Raw genomic sequence first — 19,871 nt, 5'->3', positions numbered from 1 at the left:
AACGCTACTTAATTCCTTGAAATTATCTCATTACCTCTATTAGCCTTTAAATTTTGATAGACTCTATTTTCTAATAAATATGATCAATATTTGTCAATACTAACCCTTTCAATCAATTTATTAGTTATCTAAACTAAGTCTATTAATAAATCCAAAAAGGGTATCAATAGTAAAGTAAACTAAATAATTGAGTTATAGATGGCTATTTTCACAAAATTATTTCATCACCACACTATCTAATCTCAGTAAACAAACCATATTTCTATAGCTTTTGTCCTAATCTTGATCTTTTTTCTTCAATCCAAGAAATGCACCTACAGTAAACATTATTCCGGCAACTAATGACGTGAAGACTTCGCTAACTGTTCCGGTTTTTGGCAACCTATCATTGTTAGTAGTTGATTTACTATCAATATTGGTATGTTTATTAGCTATGTTCTCTGGTTCATTAAGATAAACTTCCTTCTTATTTTCAAAGTTTTTATCATTTTCATCAGGAACTGTAACTTTGACATCCTCAGTTGAATCAGATCTTTGACTTTCATCTAATTGACTATAATTTACTTGTACAGGAACTGTAGCTGTGACATCCTTAGTTGAATCAGATTTTTGTGAATGATGTTCTCTTTGTAAATCCTCTTTTCTATGACTTTGATTTAATTGACTAGGATTTACCTGTGAGTTATCTTTCTTTTTGGATACATCAAAAGTAGGTTTATTTTCCCCCTCCTTTTTCTCCTCTATTTTCTTGAATACAGGTTTTATAAGGGTATCTTTTGATAGATTAATAACATAACCAGCATCTTTTTTCCCTTCGACACCATAAATTTCCCAGCCATCAAATTGATATCCTTTTTCTAATTCACCCTCATAGACAGGTAAAATGAAATCTTCTTCCGACACTATCGTTGAACTCATTTCTTTTCCATTATGAATGGTCACAGTCACCGTATGAGGTTTTAATTCACTCACCTCTCCCGTATCTTTGTTTAAAATGAATTCTTTTACGGTCGTATTTCTTGCAAAATCTTTTACAACAATCTTAATGTTTAGTGTCTTATCTGTTAGTTGTTTAATATCATCAAATGATTTGTATTCTTTTCCATTTACATAAATATGTTTGTCTTGAATCTCACCATCGAATCCATTATTTCTTTTATCATTGATGTTAAAAACTACAGATTTTCCCTTAGCATATTCGATACTAGTATTTCCTTTTGGATCAATGTTTACTTCTGGTTTAACATTATCATATAAAAATTGATAGTGTACTCCAACCGCTTTCGCATTCAAATCGCTATAGCCAGTTTGAAGATAAACATTTCCATCCATATCTGTTACCTTATCTGGAAATCCGTTTGCTTTATAGTCTTTCATTCCCCAGTCCATGATGTCACCGTCTTTAACATTAAGCTTAATGTTAAAATCTCTAGTGTTATCAATGTGTAAATCTCCGTAGATTAAATAATTATCTACAACAGATTCATTAACTCTCAACTCCCAGTTAAAACCACCCTTATCAGAAATCTTACCTCTTAAATAAAATTCTGGATTTCGTACATAAATTTTATTAAATTTAGACGGATTAAAGTAGTTCTTGTCCATTGAAAGATTTACTGGTTTTGCATCAATAAATAACGTAGAGCCATCTTCTTTTATAGCTTCTACATTGGACTTATCTTCTCCTGTGTACTCTTTACCATCCTTACCAAATAATACAAGTTTAGAAGGATCTGTTACAAGATTTCCATCTTTATCGATTGCCTCCCCTTTATCGTTCATTTTAAAGGTAAACACTTGATATTTTACAATGTTAAAGCCGTCTAAAGCCGACATTAATACGGATTGAGTACTTCTTCCATCTTCAACATTTCTACTATCAGCATAAATTATTTTTTCTGAAAGGACTCTTAGATTAGGATTGGTCTTTTGGATTTTTGCTATATCTTCCTTGTTATAGACTCCATTTCCTTCTAACATATCCGTTTTTCCAGGATTATAGGTAGTCACTTTTAGTGCATAGCCTTTTCTTAGAATAATGTTATCTTTTAACAGATATTGTTGTTTTTCTGAATCAGAATAGATTTTACCAGATTCCATGTCCGTTAAATTGTTTGGTTTGTTTTTTGAAAGATCTCCTTCTCCTAATTCTATTACATTCCCATAACTTGATGCATAGGGATATTCTGTTTTAGTTTCCTTATTTTTTTCAGGCATTCTAATTTTAGTTTCAGCTTTTATCTGATCATCATCTTTAACAAAGAATCTCATATCTCCTGCAAAAGCTAATCCATCCACAATATCATTAATATTAGCGTATAAATCAAATGTCATCGTTTTTGAGTGGGAATCATACTTGGTCGTTTTGATTTCTATAGATTTATAGTTATTTCCATAATATACCTTGGCATTTTTAGAAACATTACTTATCTTTCCAAGAATTTCAAAGTGTCCATCTTTAGACGGGCTTAGAACACCATAAATTTTTGATTTGATTTCGTCAAGTTTTTCAGTTTCATATTCTAAGGCGCTACCATCGTCATAAGCAATGATATTTCCCTTATCATCGTATTTATAATCGTATTCTTCTGTTCTCTTACCAGTTTCACTTGTAAAGTCATCAACTTCTCTAAATTTCTTTTTAATGAGTTTCTTCAAGTCTTTACTTTCAAACTCTCTAATTGTTGAAATGGCTTTATTGATAGTAAAGCTAGATTTTTCTTCGGTAGCCTCTGCATTTTCTTGATGACGTTCTACTTCAGTTGTATCTTTTTTAAGACTATCCTCTTTTCTATTTTCTAAATTTTTAAATTTAGATTCGGCAATCTCTCCAAGTTTTTGGTATTTAGATGAATCTTGATCAGGATCTACTAGATAATAGGAAATCATCCCCTTTTCATCAGCATGATCAGCAAATTTAATTCTATGAATCTTTGTGAAATTGCTAGAGCCATCTAGTGCAATGACTTCAATGATTTTTCCTCTTAAATCTCCTGCACCATTAATTTCATAAATGGTATTTCCGTCTTTGTCAAGTTTCCTATTTCGTCCTTGACCCTCACCTGCGTAAGTTACTTCAAGATTTTTCTCAACTTCTCCATCTTCATTAACCAGAGCGGCGCCGGCATACCAAACTTCGTTTGCAATCTCGTCAAATTTTTCAGGATGTTCTTTTTGATCTCTCGCAAATAGGGTTTCATTCTTGTATTGATCTTTTACCTTGTGATAAGTATCCTTTGTAATCAGCTTAATTTTTTCAGGATTTGAAAAATCAACCGAAACAATCTTAGGGGCTGTGTTATCAATTTTTACAGGAATATAGGAAACCTGCCATGGGTAATCTTTAGTTAATCTATATTTAAATTTATAGAAATATTGACCTTCCGCAATTGGTTCAAATTGACCTCTTATCTTAGTAGCAGGATCTTGGTTATTCTTACTTTCTGGTGCATTTTCTTCTCTACCTCTAGGGTTATAGATGAGTCCATCCCATTTCAAGTCGCCCCAAACTTTTAGCTTTGAAGATTTGATTCCCTTTGCATCATTTCTTTTAGAGTTTAAAATTCCTTTAACAAAGTGTTCTCTCGAAATGACTTTTAAGTCAATTTGATTTTCTCCCTCTTTATTTGTATTTACTATTGAAATCATTCCTTCTTCTGCACTTCTTAATACAAGTGGAGAAGGTGTTAATCCTCTCTCAAGTTGAGCATCTTGAGGATTTCCATTTGAATCTAAAGGATAAATTTTAGCAATATTAGAACCACTTGATGATGGTGCGTTGATCCCTTCGTTATTGAAAGCAAATAATTCTGGATTTTGATCTAGGGATGTTGTATTTTTATCTTTTCTATTTTGTATAACTCCTGCTGGATTAAATTTATCTATACCATGTTCTCCACCAATTCCCTTATTTAAGGTTCCTGGAATTTTTGGTTTACCATCATCATCATAACCTTCCATTGTTTTTGATTTTGAACCCTCTTCCCAGGCCCATTTATCAAGGATTGGTTCCTTGTTCCAATCCCCAGCAAATCCCATTAGAGGCATCGATAAAGAAGGTTGGAAATTTGTTTTCTTACCATTGGAGTTTAGAGCTTCCATTTCTTCCACAGACTCAAAATGAATAAATGATTCTACAAATTTATTTTTGTTTTTAGCCTCTCCAACATTTATAACCGCATTCAAATCAAAGCTAGAATTTGCTCCTATAGTGAAAGTGTCATGCTCAAATGTAATATTTGCTCCTTTGACTTTTTCTGGGTGAATTTCTGGAACAATTTGCTTCCCATCTGGTGATTTTTCGTCTTTGTATGTTTCATCCAGTTTGAGTCTATCAGTTAGAGCATCTGTAGTTACCGCTGATGCTGAAACTTTAAAGGTTAAAGGTCTGTTTGATGTATTGTGAAGCTTAATTGTAAAGTATTTTTTATCTCCTTTTATTTCTTTAAGAGAAATAGAACCATAAGAGTTTACCAAACCTTTAGAATCCGTGTTTTTAAAAGTAGCTACAACTTCATTTCTCAAAGCATTAGCAACATTAATTAAGCCTGCTCCCTGTTGTCTAGGTGATGCAAAGTATTGACTTTTTTCTTTCCAAGACGTTGCATCCATCATAGGCCGTGCAGTATTTTGTAGGGCTATTTTTGTAAGACTTGTAAGATCTATTTTGTCATCTCCCTTAAGATTTTTCAAGGCAGGTCTTTCAAGCATTTCCTTTAACTTTGGTCTAATCAAAACAGTAGAAGCTGCCACGATTGGAGTTGCCATACTAGTCCCTGACATATAACCATAAGTTGATTTCCCATTGATAACATTGAGAGTGGATTTAATATTTTTACCTGGTGCTGAGACATCAGGCTTTAAAAGTAAATCTGTTCTCGGTCCCCAAGATGTGGATCCTGCTGGAACGATGACATCTTCTTTATACAATTCTTTGTCTGTGTCAGGTGCAAACTTAAAGTCAATCTCTTTTTCGTCACCTACATTCGGTTTATTAGAATTATAGCTGGCCATATCAATTGGATAGTATTGCTCCAATTTATCTTTGAAATCTTCCTTACTATTTCTTTTAACCTCAGTTTTTTTATCAGGATTAATCATGTTCCATAGCTTTACACCATCATCTCCTGAAATTGAAAATACTTGACTTTTAGTCCCTTCATCCGCTTCATATCCCATGGCTGGAAGCTCTGTCCAATTATCTCTATTGTAGTAATTGACAGTATTTACAACCATAATGGCGCGTGCGCCCTTATCCGTTGCTCTTTTAAAAGCATCTTTTAAATCCTTGGTATAAATTCGATCCATTACTGCAATTTTGCCCTTAAGATCCAATCCTATCAAATCTTTGTCTTGACCTTTGCCTATATATACAAAGTTTAATTTACTAGGAGCTTTTGAACCGTCTTCATTTGTTGTGATTTTATTCTTATCGAAAAAGGCCCCTATATTTCTGTATTTAAAATTTTCTCCACCTATGTTGACTTTATCAAACTCAACTGTCTGATTTTTAGCAGAAGCGACCGCTATCGCATCTTCATGTGCTGCAGTTCGCGTTACATTTCCAGTGTCGGTCATTTTCAGATTATTATTTGCCACTAAATCCCATGAAGAACTTGAAGCAGAAGTCGCATAGTTACCCGTAGCTACAACCATTGGAATGCCTGCTTTTCTTAACGCTCTAATAGCTTCCCAATATTTCTCACCTACAAGACCTGTTCCTGTAAAGCCAGATGATACCGAAACAACATCGACATTGTGTTTGATCGAATCTTCAATAGCATGAAACATTGTTTCATCTCCTGCGAAGCCAGATCCTGCGTCAGAGTACATTTTATAAGAGAAGATCTGTGCATTAGGAGCAATTCCATCTATTCCGTTAAAGTTTTTAATATCTTTTTCAGTATCATTTCCCGCAAGAATCCCTGCAATATGCATTCCATGTGGATCAAAATAATCGCTTCCATCATCAGCTTTTTCTACAGTGATTTTACCACCATTATAATAATTGAAAGCATGAGGGATTTTATCACTCAACCAGAAATTTTTATCAGTACCTTTTAAGTCTTCTTTTTTGAATTTCATTGAGCCTTTAGCATCATCATCAATCCTCATGGCCTTATGCCTATAGTCTGTCCCGGTATCGATATTTGAAATGACCATACCTCTACCATCAAAATTTTTACCAAATGGAGCATTGATAGATTTTAGGTAATCAATTGCCTCTTCAACTCCAATTTCCTTTCTAGCATGATTCATCATTGGCTGGACTTTTTGTGATCGTTCAACCGATGAGATACCTTCTATTAGTTTAATTTTGTCCAGATTATCTGGAGTTGTTTCTATTGCAACACCATTAAAAACCGTATCATAAGTATATAAAACTTTTGTATCCTTAAGATTGGATAATTCCTTGATTGCTTTTTCTCCAGATTCTTTATCTTTAAATTCAGCAATATAGACAAGTTTATCCTCTTTTTGGGGACTTTCTGGGTCTTTACTTGCAGACGAGTCCACTTTATCTTCTTTGGATTGATTGGAATCTTCTTTGATTTTTTCTTCTTCATTGCTAGTGTTATTGTCTATTACAGGATTTTTACTAACAACTTCTTTTTCCTCAATAATTGTTGTTTTCTTTTCTTCAGTATCCTTTGAAGTTTCTATAGCATTATGAATATCTTCAAGTTTTTCTTTATTTTCGTTTTGTTTACCTACTACTTTTTCTTTATCAGATATTTTTAAAGAATCTTCAGAATTAGGTGTATCTGCTAGGATTACCTCATTAGGGACATATGCTGCTAAAATAACTGCAGCTGTGGTTAATGACAATACTGTACTTTTTTTCATTTTAATTCCTTACATATTTATTTAACTTCCAATAGATAGAAAACTTTAACTTTGCTAGCCTTTGTTATAAAAAGTTTTACTAAGTATTATCTAGGAAATAGAGTAGTGCATTTATATATAATTGTTAACTCTCTGAAAATAGTATATCAATTAAAAAAATTTAAGTCAAGAAAAATTAACATGCATTAATTTATTTTTTAATACGTATTAAAAATAAGATTAAGTCAAAAAAATTCGTAGTTAACTGGGATACATTATAAGCACATTCACACCATCAAAAATAGTAGCAATCAACTTAAAGCACTAGCAACATCACAAAGTCAAACATCATTGATGAAATATCAGCGCTATTAAACAATATAAATAACCGCTAAGAATAAGGCTTAACGGTTATTTATATATAAATTTTTCAGATATTCGGGCATTTATTCACCTAGGAGCTAAACTTTACGAGTGCCTTGCTCTACCAACTGATACTCAATGAAAATCAAAAAGCAAACTAGGAAGCTAGCCGCAGGTTGCTAAAAGCACTGCTTTTAGGTTGTAGATAGAACTGACGAAGTCAGCTCAAAGCACTGCTTTGAGGTTGTGGATAGAACTGACGAAGTCAGTCACATATATACGGCAAGGCGAAGCTGACGTGGTTTGAAGAGATTTTCGAAGAGTATAAGCTAAATCGGCGATTACACTTACAATATAGCACTCTGAGAATAAATGTCAAGGAATTTTCTTCTCTATTAGAAAAAGCCTGTCCTGAGACAAGGCTTTGAGTTTCTTCATCTTAGGACCCAGCACTTTCATAAGAATCCAAGCCCCTGTCCCAGAGTTTAAGGGAAATACCAAAAAAGACAAGGGAAATCAACATCAAACCTCCGATGTTAAAGATTACATCCTTGTCCTGCAAGAAATAGCTGGCAGGATAGTAGGCCGTAAAGGCAAAAGGCACGATAAAGCTAATCAACCAACGAAGAAATGAATTGTAAATGGAAATTGGATACTTGGCAAAATCATTAAACATATAGAAAATGTAGATCATGGCGCCTGACTGCTTGGTCCAAAAAGCAATACTGGCTGTCGCAATTTTCAAGGAAGTATAAATCAAGGTCGCAAATGGTATGCAGACTAGGAAAAGCAGGAATTTTGGAAGAGTCCAAGCAATACTAGTCACTGTTGTTCCCAGTAGGATCCCACCGACCAAGAGTTCTCCCAAGGCATCAATCTGAAAGGTCTCAACTAAAATATGAAAGAGAGGATTGATAGGACGTGTCAGATACTTGTCAAACTCCCCTTTTCGCACCAAACGCTGTCCCAGTGCCCAGAGATTGTCAAAAAAGAGATGGTCCAACCCCTTAGGAATCAAGGAAAAGCCATAGATAAAAGCAATTTCTTGAAAAGTCCAACCTTCTAGGGATGGGATGTGTTGAAAGATGACATTGAGAAACAAGAGGTTCAAGCCTTGGGTCAGAAAAACTCCCAGAACACCAACTACAAAATCCACCTTGTATTCCATGATTTGCTTGATATATTGTCTGATAAAAATCAGATGCATACGCTGATATTTTTTCATACTAACCTCCCTGAATGGTAATGAATGACTGGACTCGTTTCCAAATCAACTGAGACAAGCCCACCATCACTAAGAGCCAGAAAAACTGCAAAGCGAGCGCCTGAATCATCTGACTGGCATCGTATTTCCCAACGATAATCATGACCGGAGTGTAAATCAAGGATGAAAAAGGCAGGAAGGATAGAATATCTGAAACAACCTTTGGAAAGAAGGCCAAGGGAATCAAACTTCCAGACATAAAAGCCACTATGGAAGTCTTAAGTAGGTTGGAACCCCAAAGATTTTTAAACACAAAGGCAGAAAATCCAAAGCAGATATTAAAGAAAAAGTTAATCAGATAGGCCAGCGTTAAGCTAAAAAGATAAAGGACTGTTAATCCTAGCACCTCTACAATATCTTGACCCGATATGATTTTCATCAAGACAATGACACTTAAAAATGGAAGGCCAACGCTGATAAAAATCAACCACTTGGAGCCAAGCTCGGTAAAGAGGTAAGAAGCCGCAAAATGCACTGGTCGCAACAAGCGCATGATGATGGAACCATCCTTGACCTCCTCCCCAATCATAAAGGACGAATCTGACCTAGTAAGAAGATTGGTCACAAAACTCATGATGATGTAGAGGGTGATATCCGCCATACTGAAGCCCTGAATTAAAGACTCTTGCGAAGAATCAAAGACAGCCTTCCAGAGATAAAAGGCCACAAAAGCACCCATGACATCGCCGATCCGATAAAGAATAAAGTTGACTCGATAGGTAATCAATTCCTGAACACCTGCATTGATAAAGGGTTTATAACGTCTCCACAATTTGACCATCTTAGAGCTCCTTTCGATAGAAGCGGCGGATAATATCTTCAATATCCGTATCCACCATCTTCAAATCGCGGATTTCAAAATCAGACAGGGTTTGCTTGATAATATCAGCTGATTGGTAGCGAGAACTATCGAATTCAATGTTGAGACTATTTCCTTGTCTATCAATTGTCATATCCGAAAAGCCTTCATAATGAGAAACTAGATGACTTTGACCTGGTAGCAGTTCAAATGAGAGCGTCTTCATCTTTCCAAAGGTTTCCTTGAGTTGGCTCACCGTTCCATCAAAAATCTCCTGCCCCTTGTCAATCATAAAAATCCGATCACAGAGTTGCTCAATGTCGCTCAAGTCGTGAGTGGTCAAGAGAATGGTGGTTTCTTCCTCCTGATTGATCTGAGTAATAGCTCGACGAATGTTATCCTTGACCGAAACGTCCAAACCAATGGTCGGCTCATCTAAAAAGAGAACTTTAGGATTGTGAAGCAAGGAAGCTGCAATATCCGCCCGCATCCTTTGACCCAGTGAAAGAGTCCGCACGGGATCCTTGATAAAGTCCTTCAAATCCAAGACTTCATTCAAAAAGTCCATGCGCTTATGGAAAAGTGAGTCTGGCACATCATAAATCTCTTTTAAAACCGTGTAGGTCTCTTGTAGAGCCAAATCCCACCACAACTGGGTTCTTTGCCCAAAAACCACTCCAATATCCTTGACATAATCTTGGCGATTGTCCTGGGGAATCTTGCCGTTAATCCGACAAAAACCAGATGTCGGTTTTAAAATCCCTGTCAGCATTTTGATTGTTGTCGACTTCCCAGCACCATTAGCCCCGATAAATCCTAAAATTTGTCCTTTTGGGACCTCAAAGGTCAAATCCTTGACCGCTTCAAAGGTCTGCTTTTCAGGATGAATAAAGGAGCGCAAAGCCCCCTTCAAGCCCGGTTCCTTAACAGTCTTCACAAAATTTTTCTGAAGATGTTCCACTTCTATCATTGCCATATCTATCTCCCTATCGCAAGGAATAGCAACATTGTCTTTTGACTACAAATATTCTAAATCCTTACTTTCTACACCTTCTACATGTTATTACTACAGAAAGCTTTATACCAACCTATTATAGTCCAATAAAAACTAGAATGCAAGCGCTTGCCTATAAGTTATGAAATTAGAGATTTCTCTCTTAAAGTGGTATTTTTATACTCAATGAAAATCAAAGAGCAAACTAGGAAGCTAGATGCAGGTAGCTCAAAGCACAGCTTTGAGGTTGCAGATAAAGCTGACGTGGTTTGAAGAGATTTTCGAAGAGTATTAGTCCAAAATTCTGGCTTAATAGTCTCCTTAAAACGCCCAAAAACCCACCCTCCCTCATGGGCAGGCTAGTATTAAAAATGATTTTACCTCACATATTCAATTTAATCAACACATTCCCCATTTTCATTAACTCTATACCCGTCTATGGTAGTATTAACTGCGAGTTCTCCTGAAGAATATGAATAATACCATGTTTCGCCAACTTGGTACCAACCTGTTACCATTGATCCGTCTTCATTTAAATAATACCATTTCCCTGAATCTTGAATCCAACCTGTCGCCATAGCTCCATTATCTTTCAAGTAATACCAGACATCATTATATTGAAACCAACCTGTTACCAGGGCTCCATCTTCACTTAGATAGTACCAATGTTCATTATCTTGAACCCACCCCCTTGCTAAAGAACCGCTATTATTTAGATAGTACCAAGCGCCATCATTTTGTGTCCATCCTGATTCCGATGAATCTTGAATATCATTTATTACTTGAACAGCCTCAATAATATCCTTCAATTCAACTCGTTTTCTATCTTTTATGACAGATTTAACTTTTTCCTCAACAAACTCTTTCGCATAAGTTCGACTATTTTCTTTTCTCTGGAACATATCCTTCAATAAACCTTCTAATTGTTCATTAAAGACATCTTCTTGGATTTTATTAAACTCTTTCTGAGATAGCGAAATAACCATCACAATATCAATAAACTCTTCTTTTAATTGAGCAAACATTTCCACACGATCATCTTCTATGAATTGATCAGCAATTGCTTTTGCTCCTATTCCTCCTGCAATTCCTCCTATAATCGCACCTGCTAATGCACCTATTGGTCCTGCAATTGCACCACCAACCGCACCTGCACCAGCTCCTGCCATCATACCGCCCCCAGCAACTGCTGCATTTTTTAATAACTGCTGGGAAGAAATTCTTCCAACAAGCGCTTCAAAAATATCTGGACCCATAATAACAGCAAATGAAATCACCGGGGCAGCTCGTCTTGCAACTACTTCAGCTGTAATTTTTTTCCAAAATAATCATTAATTTGTTTTGTAAATATTTTTGCAAATTGCTGTGACGCAACATAGATACTCGTTCCCATAGCTAGTGTTCTTAATCCTGCTTTACCAGCCATTAGGGCCGCATCTTTGGTTTCTGCACCTGACCATTTAGCCTGAGAAAAGACAATAACAAAGCTAATACCTACACCAGGTAATGAATTAATAACTCCATCAATTGCATCAAATTTAATCGAGGTCAAATTACCTCCTTGAGCTATCAATTTTGATTCTCTATAAGTTATGTGCCCCTTTCTAATATAATTTTTCGCCTCCTTTGGATTAGTAACTCCCTCAACTTTACCCTGTCTAATTTTTTCTTCAAACAATTCCACTGCTCTATCATACTGGTCTTTAGGAACTTCCAATTGCATTCCATTATACTTATACATTCCTCCATCATTTTTAGATTCAAAAGCTGCATTTACAGTACCTCTAGCATTGTTATAGTACTTAGTTTGAATTTTTTGATTTCCAACCATTCTATCCGCACCATTTTTTGCATTATCTTGACCTGTTTGTCTTACATGGTGGAATGGATATTTAATCTTATCCATTAGATTATTTGCATACTCAGCTGCATGTCCATGCCCTGAAGGAGCACTAACCATTGCATTTATTTGAGCTTTATGCAATCTATCACCTACACTTAATAAAATCCAAGAAACAACTCCTATTTCAGTTCCTCTTCTAAAGGTAGCTGAGTTAATATTTTTTTTACCAATTTTTAATAACTGTGTGTTTAAATTTTCAACTTGTACATCATTTGTATAACCAGAAGCAATCAATTCATTCAATTCTCTAACAACATAGTTCAAATTATTCGAGACATTCAAACGCTTAATAATCCCATATGGATAGTAAAATACTAACTGATCATTGTCATCTACCTCTACTTTCCATAAATTGGAAAATGGAAAAAATTGTACATTACACCTTTCTTGATCCTTGATTTGCATTTTTTCAAAAATTCCATACTGGGTCAAGAGTAAACCATATTCTTTGAAATCTTCTTCCTTTAAACTTCTAACCGGAGAATAGCCAAAATATTCAAATTCAGTATTAGAGAATTCGTTATAAAATTCTTTTTCTGACTCAATAAACCACTTAGCCCGACCATAAGGTACTGACTCACCATAATAATCAAATCCATTCTGTGCAATAGACCTAAAAGCTCGTCTAACACTAGCCTCACTGTGAGTATGAACCCCTTTAATTTTTCTTTTCCATAAAAAATACTGAAAAAAACTTACGATATTATCTTTCATCTCTAACCTAAACTCCAATAATTCTAATATACTAAAACTAGCTAGTAACTTTATTAAGTTTTAAAACTATATATTACCACATATTAAAAAACTTGATATTTACCTTTAAGCTAAATTAATTATATCAAAGGCATAATACAAAGTCTATATCATTTATTTTTCCCACACACAAAAAACCCACCCAATGGGTAGGTTCTGTGTGTATTGTTCAGCTAGATTAAGCTTTACCTTCTGAACCGAATACGTCGATACGTTCTTCAACTGATGCTTGGATAGCTTTTACACCGTCAGCCAAGAATTTACGTGGGTCGAAGAGTTTTTTCTTGTCGTATTCTGCTTCGTTTGCTTCGTAGTCACGAGCAAATTTACGAGTTGCGTTAGCGAATGCGATTTGGCATTCAGTATTAACGTTAACTTTCGCAACACCAAGTTTGATAGCTGCTTGGATTTGCTCATCAGGAATACCTGATCCACCGTGCAATACGATTGGGAATCCTGGAAGAGCTTCAGTCAATTTTTGCAAGTGGTCAAGGTCAAGACCTTCCCAGTTTGCTGGGTAAGGACCGTGGATGTTACCGATACCAGCTGCCAAGAAGTCGATACCAGTTTCAACCATTGCTTTAGCGTCTTCAATTGGAGCCAATTCACCTTTACCGATGATTCCGTCTTCTTCACCACCGATAGTACCAACTTCAGCTTCTACTGAGATACCTTTAGCGTGTGCTTTTTCAACAACTTCTTTAGCCAATTTAAGGTTTTCTTCAACTGGAAGGTGTGAACCGTCAAACATGATTGAAGTGTAACCAACTTCGATACACTCAAGTGCATCTTCGTAGTGACCGTGATCAAGGTGGATAGCTACTGGTACAGTGATACCCATTGATTCAACAAGGTTAGCGATCAAGTTGCGAGCAACTTTGTAACCACCCATGTATTTAGCAGCACCCATTGAAGTTTGGATCAAAACTGGAGCTTTTTTAGCTTCTGCTGCGCGCAAGATAGCTTGAGTCCACTCAAGGTTGTTTGTGTTAAATCCACCAACTGCATAACCGTTGTCACGAGCTGCTTGGACAAATTTTTCTGCTGAAACGATTGCCATTTTATTAGGCCTCCTGTATATTTTTATGGGTCATCCCATTTACATTGTTCATTTTATCACTTTTTGACAAAAAAATCTAGTTTTTCCCGCAGTTTCAATTGAATTTCTTCTAGCTTCATCTATGTAAACCCTTTCTCTGCCTAGTCTTGGGCAACTTTTGGAAAAGCTATGAAGAAAGTTAAACGATTCTCCTGCATTTCAAAACGATAAGCTAATTTTTCATGTTCTAATAAACTTTTAACAACAAAGAGCCCCATCCCAGACCCCTTGGCCTTGCGACTAGCATTATCAGAAAAAGACTGGGCCAGTTTTTCTTGTTCTTCAGGACTACAGCTATTCTCGATAAAAAGTTCCCCTTCTCTTTCACCAATTCGAACCAAGCCACCTAGAGTGGAGTGCTTGATAGCATTGCTGATGAGGTTAGAAAGAATCAACTTCATCACAGATGGATTTAGATAAGCCTGCTGATGGTTCAAACTATTATCAATCTGGAGTTCTCTTTCCTTGGCTAGTAAAGCATAATCCTTAACCAGACTTTGCGTCATCTGGAGGAGGTCTATTGTTTCCCTATCATCTCGTAATTCCTGCACAGACGAGAGAGAAAGTATCTGGAGAACATGGTGATTGAGTTCATCCACAATCCCCAAGGCAACTCCCAGATAGTGGTCTCTAGCCTTATAGCGGCCGATATTTTCTTTCATGTTTTCAATCAGAATTTTCAAACTAGCCAGAGGTGTTTTCAATTCATGGGAAGCCCCTCGTAGGAATTCGACCTTCATCTTCTCAAGCTGGAGAATAGCTTCATTCTTGTCATGCAAGTCCGCAATGACAGTCAAAAGATGCTGATAGAGGCTATTGATTTGTTCCTTGAGATCACCTATCTCATCCTTAGAGTCCACGCGCAATCGCACTTGGGCATCCAAATCCATCATCCGACGAGTCACCCGCTTGATTTCCAAAATTGGGGCAACAATGGTCCGAGCATAGATATAGGCTACCAAGAGGGAAATTAGAAAGGAGGCCAACAAGGTATAGGGCAGAAATTGAAGACTAATCTGCTCTGCTTCCTTTTGCAAGTCCATGGACGCTATAAACTGGATAGTCATGGTGCCACCATCTTGCGTTTTCACCTCGCGCTCCTCGATAAAGAGGGAGGTGGTCTGTCGGTCCGTGTCCAGAGGAAGACTTTCCTTGACTTCTAACTTGTCCTCAGTCATCTCTCCCTTGACTGCTCCCTTGATATCACTGGTCTGGGAATACAAGTCTAAGACTTGCTCGATACTCTGCCTATCCTTTCCCTCTAGGGACTGGGCAATGGCTGTCGCTTTCTGGCCAATGGTTTCCTGACGGTGGCTCAGATAAGTCGAGGGAAAGAGAAAATAAATGGCTAAATGAAGACAGATAACCAGAACACTAAAAATCGAGAAGGTATAGATAAATATCTTTGTAAACAAACCTGTTCGTTTCATTTTCGCTCCAATTTATAACCAACATTGCGCACGGTGAGGATGCAGTCCAAATCTAGCTTTTTCCGCAATTCCTTGATATAGACATCAATAACACGGTCAAAGGGAACCTCATCTGTCGCCTTCCATACAGCATCAATAATCTGAGATCGAGTCAAGGCCCGTCCTTCATTTTTCACCAGATAGTCCAGAATTTCCAACTCTTTGGCATTGATGGCCACTTCTTGACCTGCTAGGCTTGCACTGTAGCTCTCAAAGTCCACCTTAGCATCCTTATAGGAGAAGACTCGTCCCGTATCATAGTAGCGCTTGAAAATCGCGTCGACCCTCACTTTTAAAAGGGACAGAGAAAAAGGTTTTTCCAGATAGCCATCTGCCAGAGAAGCAAAGGCACTCATCTTGTATTCCTCATCCTGAAAAGCGGTCAGCATCAATACAGGAACCTGGCTGGTTTTACGAATCTCAGCCAGAACTTCTAAGCCATTGAGCTTGGGCATCTGGATATCCAGTAAAACCAAGGCTACCTCATAGCTAGAAAATTGCTCCAGAGCTTCTTGTCCGTCCGCCGCCTCAATGGTTTCATAACCACAATCCGTCAAATAGTCACTGATTCCCTCACGGATCATCTCTTCATCTTCTACAATTAAAATTTTCATAGAAAAACGTTTCACATTCCTTTAAATTTCTTGTAAATCATCTTGCTTTCATCCTGATAAACAGAGGACTTATCAAGACAAAACAGATAAAAATGCTACCCATATTATACCCCATTTAGGGGAGAATAGGTAGCAAGTTTGTTATTCGCTATCGAGCAAGAGCTCTTTTGGTTGTTTTCTAAGAAGATTGTTTGAAGCAAGCGCCATAACGAGAACCACTAGAACCAAGGCAAGGACAAAGACGATGATAAAGTCTGATGTCTGAATGGAAATATCTAGGCTCGACAAGGTCTTGCTAAAGCCATCTACTTCTGCACCACCACCAAGGTTAGAGGCTTGAGCAGCCTTGCTGGCTTGCTTGGCAACACCTGAAGTGACATTGGCAAGAACAGTATTTCCGATTGTACGCGCTGTGTAAGTAGCTAAGAAGTAAGCAGAAACAAGAGCAGGGATGGCAATCAAGATGGATTCGGTGATAAATTGACCCAAGATACTTGCCTGCTTAAGACCGATAGAGAGGAGAATTCCCACTTCCTTGCGACGAGCGTTAATCCAAAGGCTGAGCAAGAGGGCTAGGAGAAGAACTGAGAAGCTCAAGCTACCCCAGAAGAGGAGGTTGGCCATCTTGTACATACCAGAGATGGATTGCTCAAGAGCTGGGTAGTTAGATGAGCTCTTAACGAGTGTGTAGCTCTTCCAGTTAATACCACTGATACCATTCAACTCTTTCATGACGTCATCCAAGTTCTTGTCTGCTGTTACAAAGAAGGTTGCGTCCCCATAAATAGCTGTGTCTTCTGTGTATCCATAAAGTTTAGCAGCCGTATGAATGTCTGTGATAGCTGTGTTTTCATAGAGTTCTTGTGAGTAGGTTACTGCCGACTTATTGTGACCATCAAAGAGTCCCTTGATTGTCACTTCAACTGTTTCCTTGGCTCCTTTTTCATTGTCTGCATCGTAGACATTAGAGTCCAATTTGACCTTATCTCCAACTTTCCAGCCGTGTTTGGCTGCCAAGTCCTTATGCATGATAATCTTATCTTTGTCGTCGTTGGTTAGGTGCTCACCTTCGACCAACTTATAAGAACCAGAGACAAACTTGTCTTCTTTAGAGGAGTCATTGACACCTGTAATCATCAAGCTACTTCCAAAATGTTTGGCACGGTCAGGAGTCAGATTTTTCTTGGTTTCTGGCGTTTCGATGAGTTCATAGCCAGTCAAATCTCCGATAGCGTTGATGCGTTTTACATAAGACTCAATGGCCTTGTTTTCGGTGATTTTTTTGATATCTTCACCTTTAATATTCCCAGCACCACGTGGCGTTCCTTGATTGACGCGACGATTGATTTGCATGGAGAAGCTGTTGGTGATATTTTTAAAGGTCTCCTGAGAAGCCTTGGCAGTAGCTCCCTTGATCGACAAGCCGACCAAACTCAAGCTCGCCATGAGGAGAATAATCAGGAAGATAACAATCGATTTGAAAAACTTCCTTGTAACATAGGCAAATGCATTGTGTAACATAGGTTCCCTTTCTAGATGTTGTTCTATTTTTTAGTTCTAATACTCAATGAAAATCAAAAAGCAAACTAGGAAGCTAGCCGTAGGTTGCTCAAAGCACTGCTTTGAGGTTGTAGATAAGACTACCATATCTACGGTAAGGCGACGATGATGTGGTTTGAAGAGATTTTCGAAGAGTATAACTGAAAAAGCTCATATTATTTCGTCATATTGCGAGTTTCAGTCAGTTTCTTATCCTTCAATTCAAGTGTAATATCTGACGCTTGTGCCACTTCTTTGCTGTGGGTGACGACGATGACACATTTACCTGTTTTCTGGGCAAGTGATTTGAGCAGTTCGACAATATCTCCAGCAGTTTTAGGATCCAGATTTCCTGTTGGCTCATCAGCTAGAATAACTGGAGCTTCTGATACCAGACTACGAGCGATGGCAACACGTTGCTGTTGACCACCTGATAACTGGAGAACATTCCGCTTAATCTGACTTTCATCCAAACCAAGCTCAAGAAGTGTATCCTTGCTTGCTTTTTTGTTGACCAAGCGGATATTTTCCAGCGGAGAAAGATAATCTATCAAGTTATAATTTTGAAAAACCAGGGAAATATGGTGCATACGATGGTACGAATAGCCCTTCTTACGAATGTCCTCTCCTTGGAAAAGAATCGAACCTTCAACAGGACTATCTAGACCAGCAAGTAGGGACAAGAGAGTGGATTTTCCTGCTCCTGACTCCCCAATAATACTGTAAAATTTTCCGGGTTCAAAATTATAATTGATCTGATATAGGACTGCTTCAGCAGTGTTCTTATAACGGTAAGTAACATCTTGTAATTGTAATAAAGTCATGATTTCTCCTTCATATACTCAATGAAAATCAAAGTTCAAACTAGGAATCTAGCAGCAAGCTGCTCAAAGCACAGCTTTGAGGTCGCAGATAAGACTGACGCGATTTGAAGAGATTTTCGAAGAGTATTAACTAATAGATGATAAAATTTCTTTCGGTGATTTTCTAAATAAGAATAGGAAACAAAGGGCTACAGATAAGCAACTAAGCAGAACTAGAAAAACATAGGATTCTGCAAAAGATAAGATGCTGGTTGATAAACTGCTTGCTTTGGCTAGTGTATCTTGTAAGCTTGCCTGATCTCCACTTGCTAGTAGAGTTTGGAGTAGATAAGATGTAATGGCGTTTCCTGCAACAAATGCTGGAAGCAAAGCACCAAGAGATACCAAAACCACCTCTAAACAGAATTGTAGGAAGATCGAGCTCTTGCCTTTTCCAAGTGCCAGAAGGATTCCCACTTCATAGACTCGTTCTCTCAACCAGAGAGACAAAACCAAAATTAAGGCTCCTGCTCCTGCTATCAACATTCCATAAAGGAAGATGGTCAGAAAGGTTTGGAAGGTAGCAACTGAGTCTTTGATTTGTTCAAAAGCCTTGCTTTCCTTCTCGACTTGGTAGCCTTGATTCTCCAAGGCCAAGTTTTCCACCTGCTTCATAAGTCCATCCATTTCCTTAGGATTTTCTACATAGAAGCGTGCTGCACTGACTTGAGGTTCACCATTTCCCAAAAGGCTTTGGCTACTTTCATAGTCTGTAAAGACCTGGTTTTCACTGAAGTCTGAAGACAAGCCTGTAAATTTCTCTTGTTTTTTACCAGAAAAGATGCCGACAATCTCAAACTCTACTGTTTGTCCTTTGCCAGATTCTGACTGTCCAGCATCCAAGCGAAGCTTGTCATGAAGCGAAAGATCGTTCTTTTTAGACAATTCTTCATGAATCAGGATTTTCTTGGAATCCCCTTTTTGAAGGTGTCGCCCTTCTTTTAGATTGAAAGCCGAGCTGGTAAAGGTCACATCCTTAGATGAATCCTCAAGAGCTGTTAAGCTCACCAAGTTCTTGTCCGCAGCTGACAAGTCATCACGTTCGACGCTCTGCTCACCACTCACCGCTTCCTTGTCTTTCAGTTTTGCGACCGTCTCGAGTGCAGGAGAGACATTTTCCAGTCCCTTAATCTTGCTTACAGATGCTAGGTCTGACAACTTGAAGGTCTGACCATTTTCTATCTTCTTAATAGAAAAAGATGTATTGAGTGATTTATAAAGATTGGTTTCCACTGTTTTGTTGGACTTCATCAGAGTCAAACAGGCTGAAATTCCAGCCAATAGGACCAATAAAATCAGAAATAAAATAAAACTTCTCAGTCGTTTTCTGCTGACATAAGCCCAAGCTCTTTGGATTGGATTCATTTGTCACCTCCATATTTGTAA

General features: G+C 37.5%; 11 protein-coding genes and 1 pseudogene. All 12 read right to left on the bottom strand.

Annotated elements, in window-relative coordinates:
- Positions 1-276: 276 nt before the first annotated feature.
- Positions 277-6,846 (bottom strand): S8 family serine peptidase, encoded by a 6,570-nt coding sequence (locus HT717_RS08535; protein ID WP_173305024.1) that lies wholly within the window; start codon positions 6,844-6,846, stop codon positions 277-279.
- A 781-nt stretch (positions 6,847-7,627) separates the two neighbouring features.
- Positions 7,628-8,413 carry an ABC transporter permease gene (locus tag HT717_RS08530; RefSeq protein ID WP_084925846.1) on the bottom strand — a complete coding sequence of 262 codons (786 nt, stop codon included), beginning with the start codon at positions 8,411-8,413 and terminating at the stop codon, positions 7,628-7,630.
- 1 nt (position 8,414) lies between these two features.
- Positions 8,415-9,233 (bottom strand): ABC-2 family transporter protein, encoded by an 819-nt coding sequence (locus tag HT717_RS08525; RefSeq protein WP_173305022.1) that lies wholly within the window; start codon positions 9,231-9,233, stop codon positions 8,415-8,417.
- Between the two features lies 1 nt (position 9,234).
- A complete protein-coding gene (locus tag HT717_RS08520; protein ID WP_001240792.1) occupies positions 9,235-10,227 on the bottom strand; it encodes an ATP-binding cassette domain-containing protein in 993 nt (330 codons plus the stop codon).
- Between the two features lie 413 nt (positions 10,228-10,640).
- Positions 10,641-10,997, bottom strand: a pseudogene (locus tag HT717_RS09980) (N-acetylmuramoyl-L-alanine amidase family protein); the annotation flags it as partial.
- 545 nt (positions 10,998-11,542) lie between these two features.
- A complete protein-coding gene (locus HT717_RS09975; RefSeq protein WP_173305017.1) occupies positions 11,543-12,862 on the bottom strand; it encodes a hypothetical protein in 1,320 nt (439 codons plus the stop codon).
- 217 nt (positions 12,863-13,079) lie between these two features.
- A complete protein-coding gene (locus tag HT717_RS08505; RefSeq protein ID WP_001019001.1) occupies positions 13,080-13,961 on the bottom strand; it encodes a class II fructose-bisphosphate aldolase in 882 nt (293 codons plus the stop codon).
- A gap of 140 nt (positions 13,962-14,101) precedes the next feature.
- A complete protein-coding gene (gene vncS / locus HT717_RS08500; protein WP_173305015.1) occupies positions 14,102-15,430 on the bottom strand; it encodes a sensor histidine kinase VncS in 1,329 nt (442 codons plus the stop codon).
- Positions 15,427-16,083, bottom strand: coding sequence for a response regulator transcription factor VncR (gene vncR, locus HT717_RS08495; RefSeq protein ID WP_173267326.1), 657 nt, complete (start codon positions 16,081-16,083; stop codon positions 15,427-15,429). Before vncR ends, vncS begins: the two co-directional genes overlap by 4 nt.
- Positions 16,084-16,224: 141 nt before the next feature.
- Positions 16,225-17,604 (bottom strand): ABC transporter permease subunit Vex3, encoded by a 1,380-nt coding sequence (gene vex3, locus HT717_RS08490; protein WP_173305013.1) that lies wholly within the window; start codon positions 17,602-17,604, stop codon positions 16,225-16,227.
- 194 nt (positions 17,605-17,798) lie between these two features.
- Positions 17,799-18,446 (bottom strand): ABC transporter ATP-binding subunit Vex2, encoded by a 648-nt coding sequence (gene vex2, locus HT717_RS08485; RefSeq protein WP_173305011.1) that lies wholly within the window; start codon positions 18,444-18,446, stop codon positions 17,799-17,801.
- A 126-nt stretch (positions 18,447-18,572) separates the two neighbouring features.
- Positions 18,573-19,850, bottom strand: a complete 1,278-nt coding sequence (locus HT717_RS08480) for an ABC transporter permease (protein WP_173305009.1) — start codon at positions 19,848-19,850, stop codon at positions 18,573-18,575.
- Positions 19,851-19,871: the final 21 nt, after the last annotated feature.

The organism is Streptococcus sp. 959, from assembly GCF_013277075.1.
Classification (GTDB): domain Bacteria; phylum Bacillota; class Bacilli; order Lactobacillales; family Streptococcaceae; genus Streptococcus; species Streptococcus pseudopneumoniae_C.
This window is presented reverse-complemented; position numbering and strand designations above follow the sequence as displayed.

Bases quoted from the DNA above. Each gene is read 5' to 3' on its own strand.
- HT717_RS08535 (WP_173305024.1), bottom strand. From the start codon at position 6,846: ATGAAAAAAAGTACAGTATTGTCATTAACCACAGCTGCAGTTATTTTA.
- HT717_RS08530 (WP_084925846.1), bottom strand. From the start codon at position 8,413: ATGAAAAAATATCAGCGTATGCATCTGATTTTTATCAGACAATATATC.
- HT717_RS08525 (WP_173305022.1), bottom strand. From the start codon at position 9,233: ATGGTCAAATTGTGGAGACGTTATAAACCCTTTATCAATGCAGGTGTT.
- HT717_RS08520 (WP_001240792.1), bottom strand. From the start codon at position 10,227: ATGGCAATGATAGAAGTGGAACATCTTCAGAAAAATTTTGTGAAGACT.
- HT717_RS09975 (WP_173305017.1), bottom strand. From the start codon at position 12,862: ATGAAAGATAATATCGTAAGTTTTTTTCAGTATTTTTTATGGAAAAGA.
- HT717_RS08505 (WP_001019001.1), bottom strand. From the start codon at position 13,961: ATGGCAATCGTTTCAGCAGAAAAATTTGTCCAAGCAGCTCGTGACAAC.
- vncS (WP_173305015.1), bottom strand. From the start codon at position 15,430: ATGAAACGAACAGGTTTGTTTACAAAGATATTTATCTATACCTTCTCG.
- vncR (WP_173267326.1), bottom strand. From the start codon at position 16,083: ATGAAAATTTTAATTGTAGAAGATGAAGAGATGATCCGTGAGGGAATC.
- vex3 (WP_173305013.1), bottom strand. From the start codon at position 17,604: ATGTTACACAATGCATTTGCCTATGTTACAAGGAAGTTTTTCAAATCG.
- vex2 (WP_173305011.1), bottom strand. From the start codon at position 18,446: ATGACTTTATTACAATTACAAGATGTTACTTACCGTTATAAGAACACT.
- HT717_RS08480 (WP_173305009.1), bottom strand. From the start codon at position 19,850: ATGAATCCAATCCAAAGAGCTTGGGCTTATGTCAGCAGAAAACGACTG.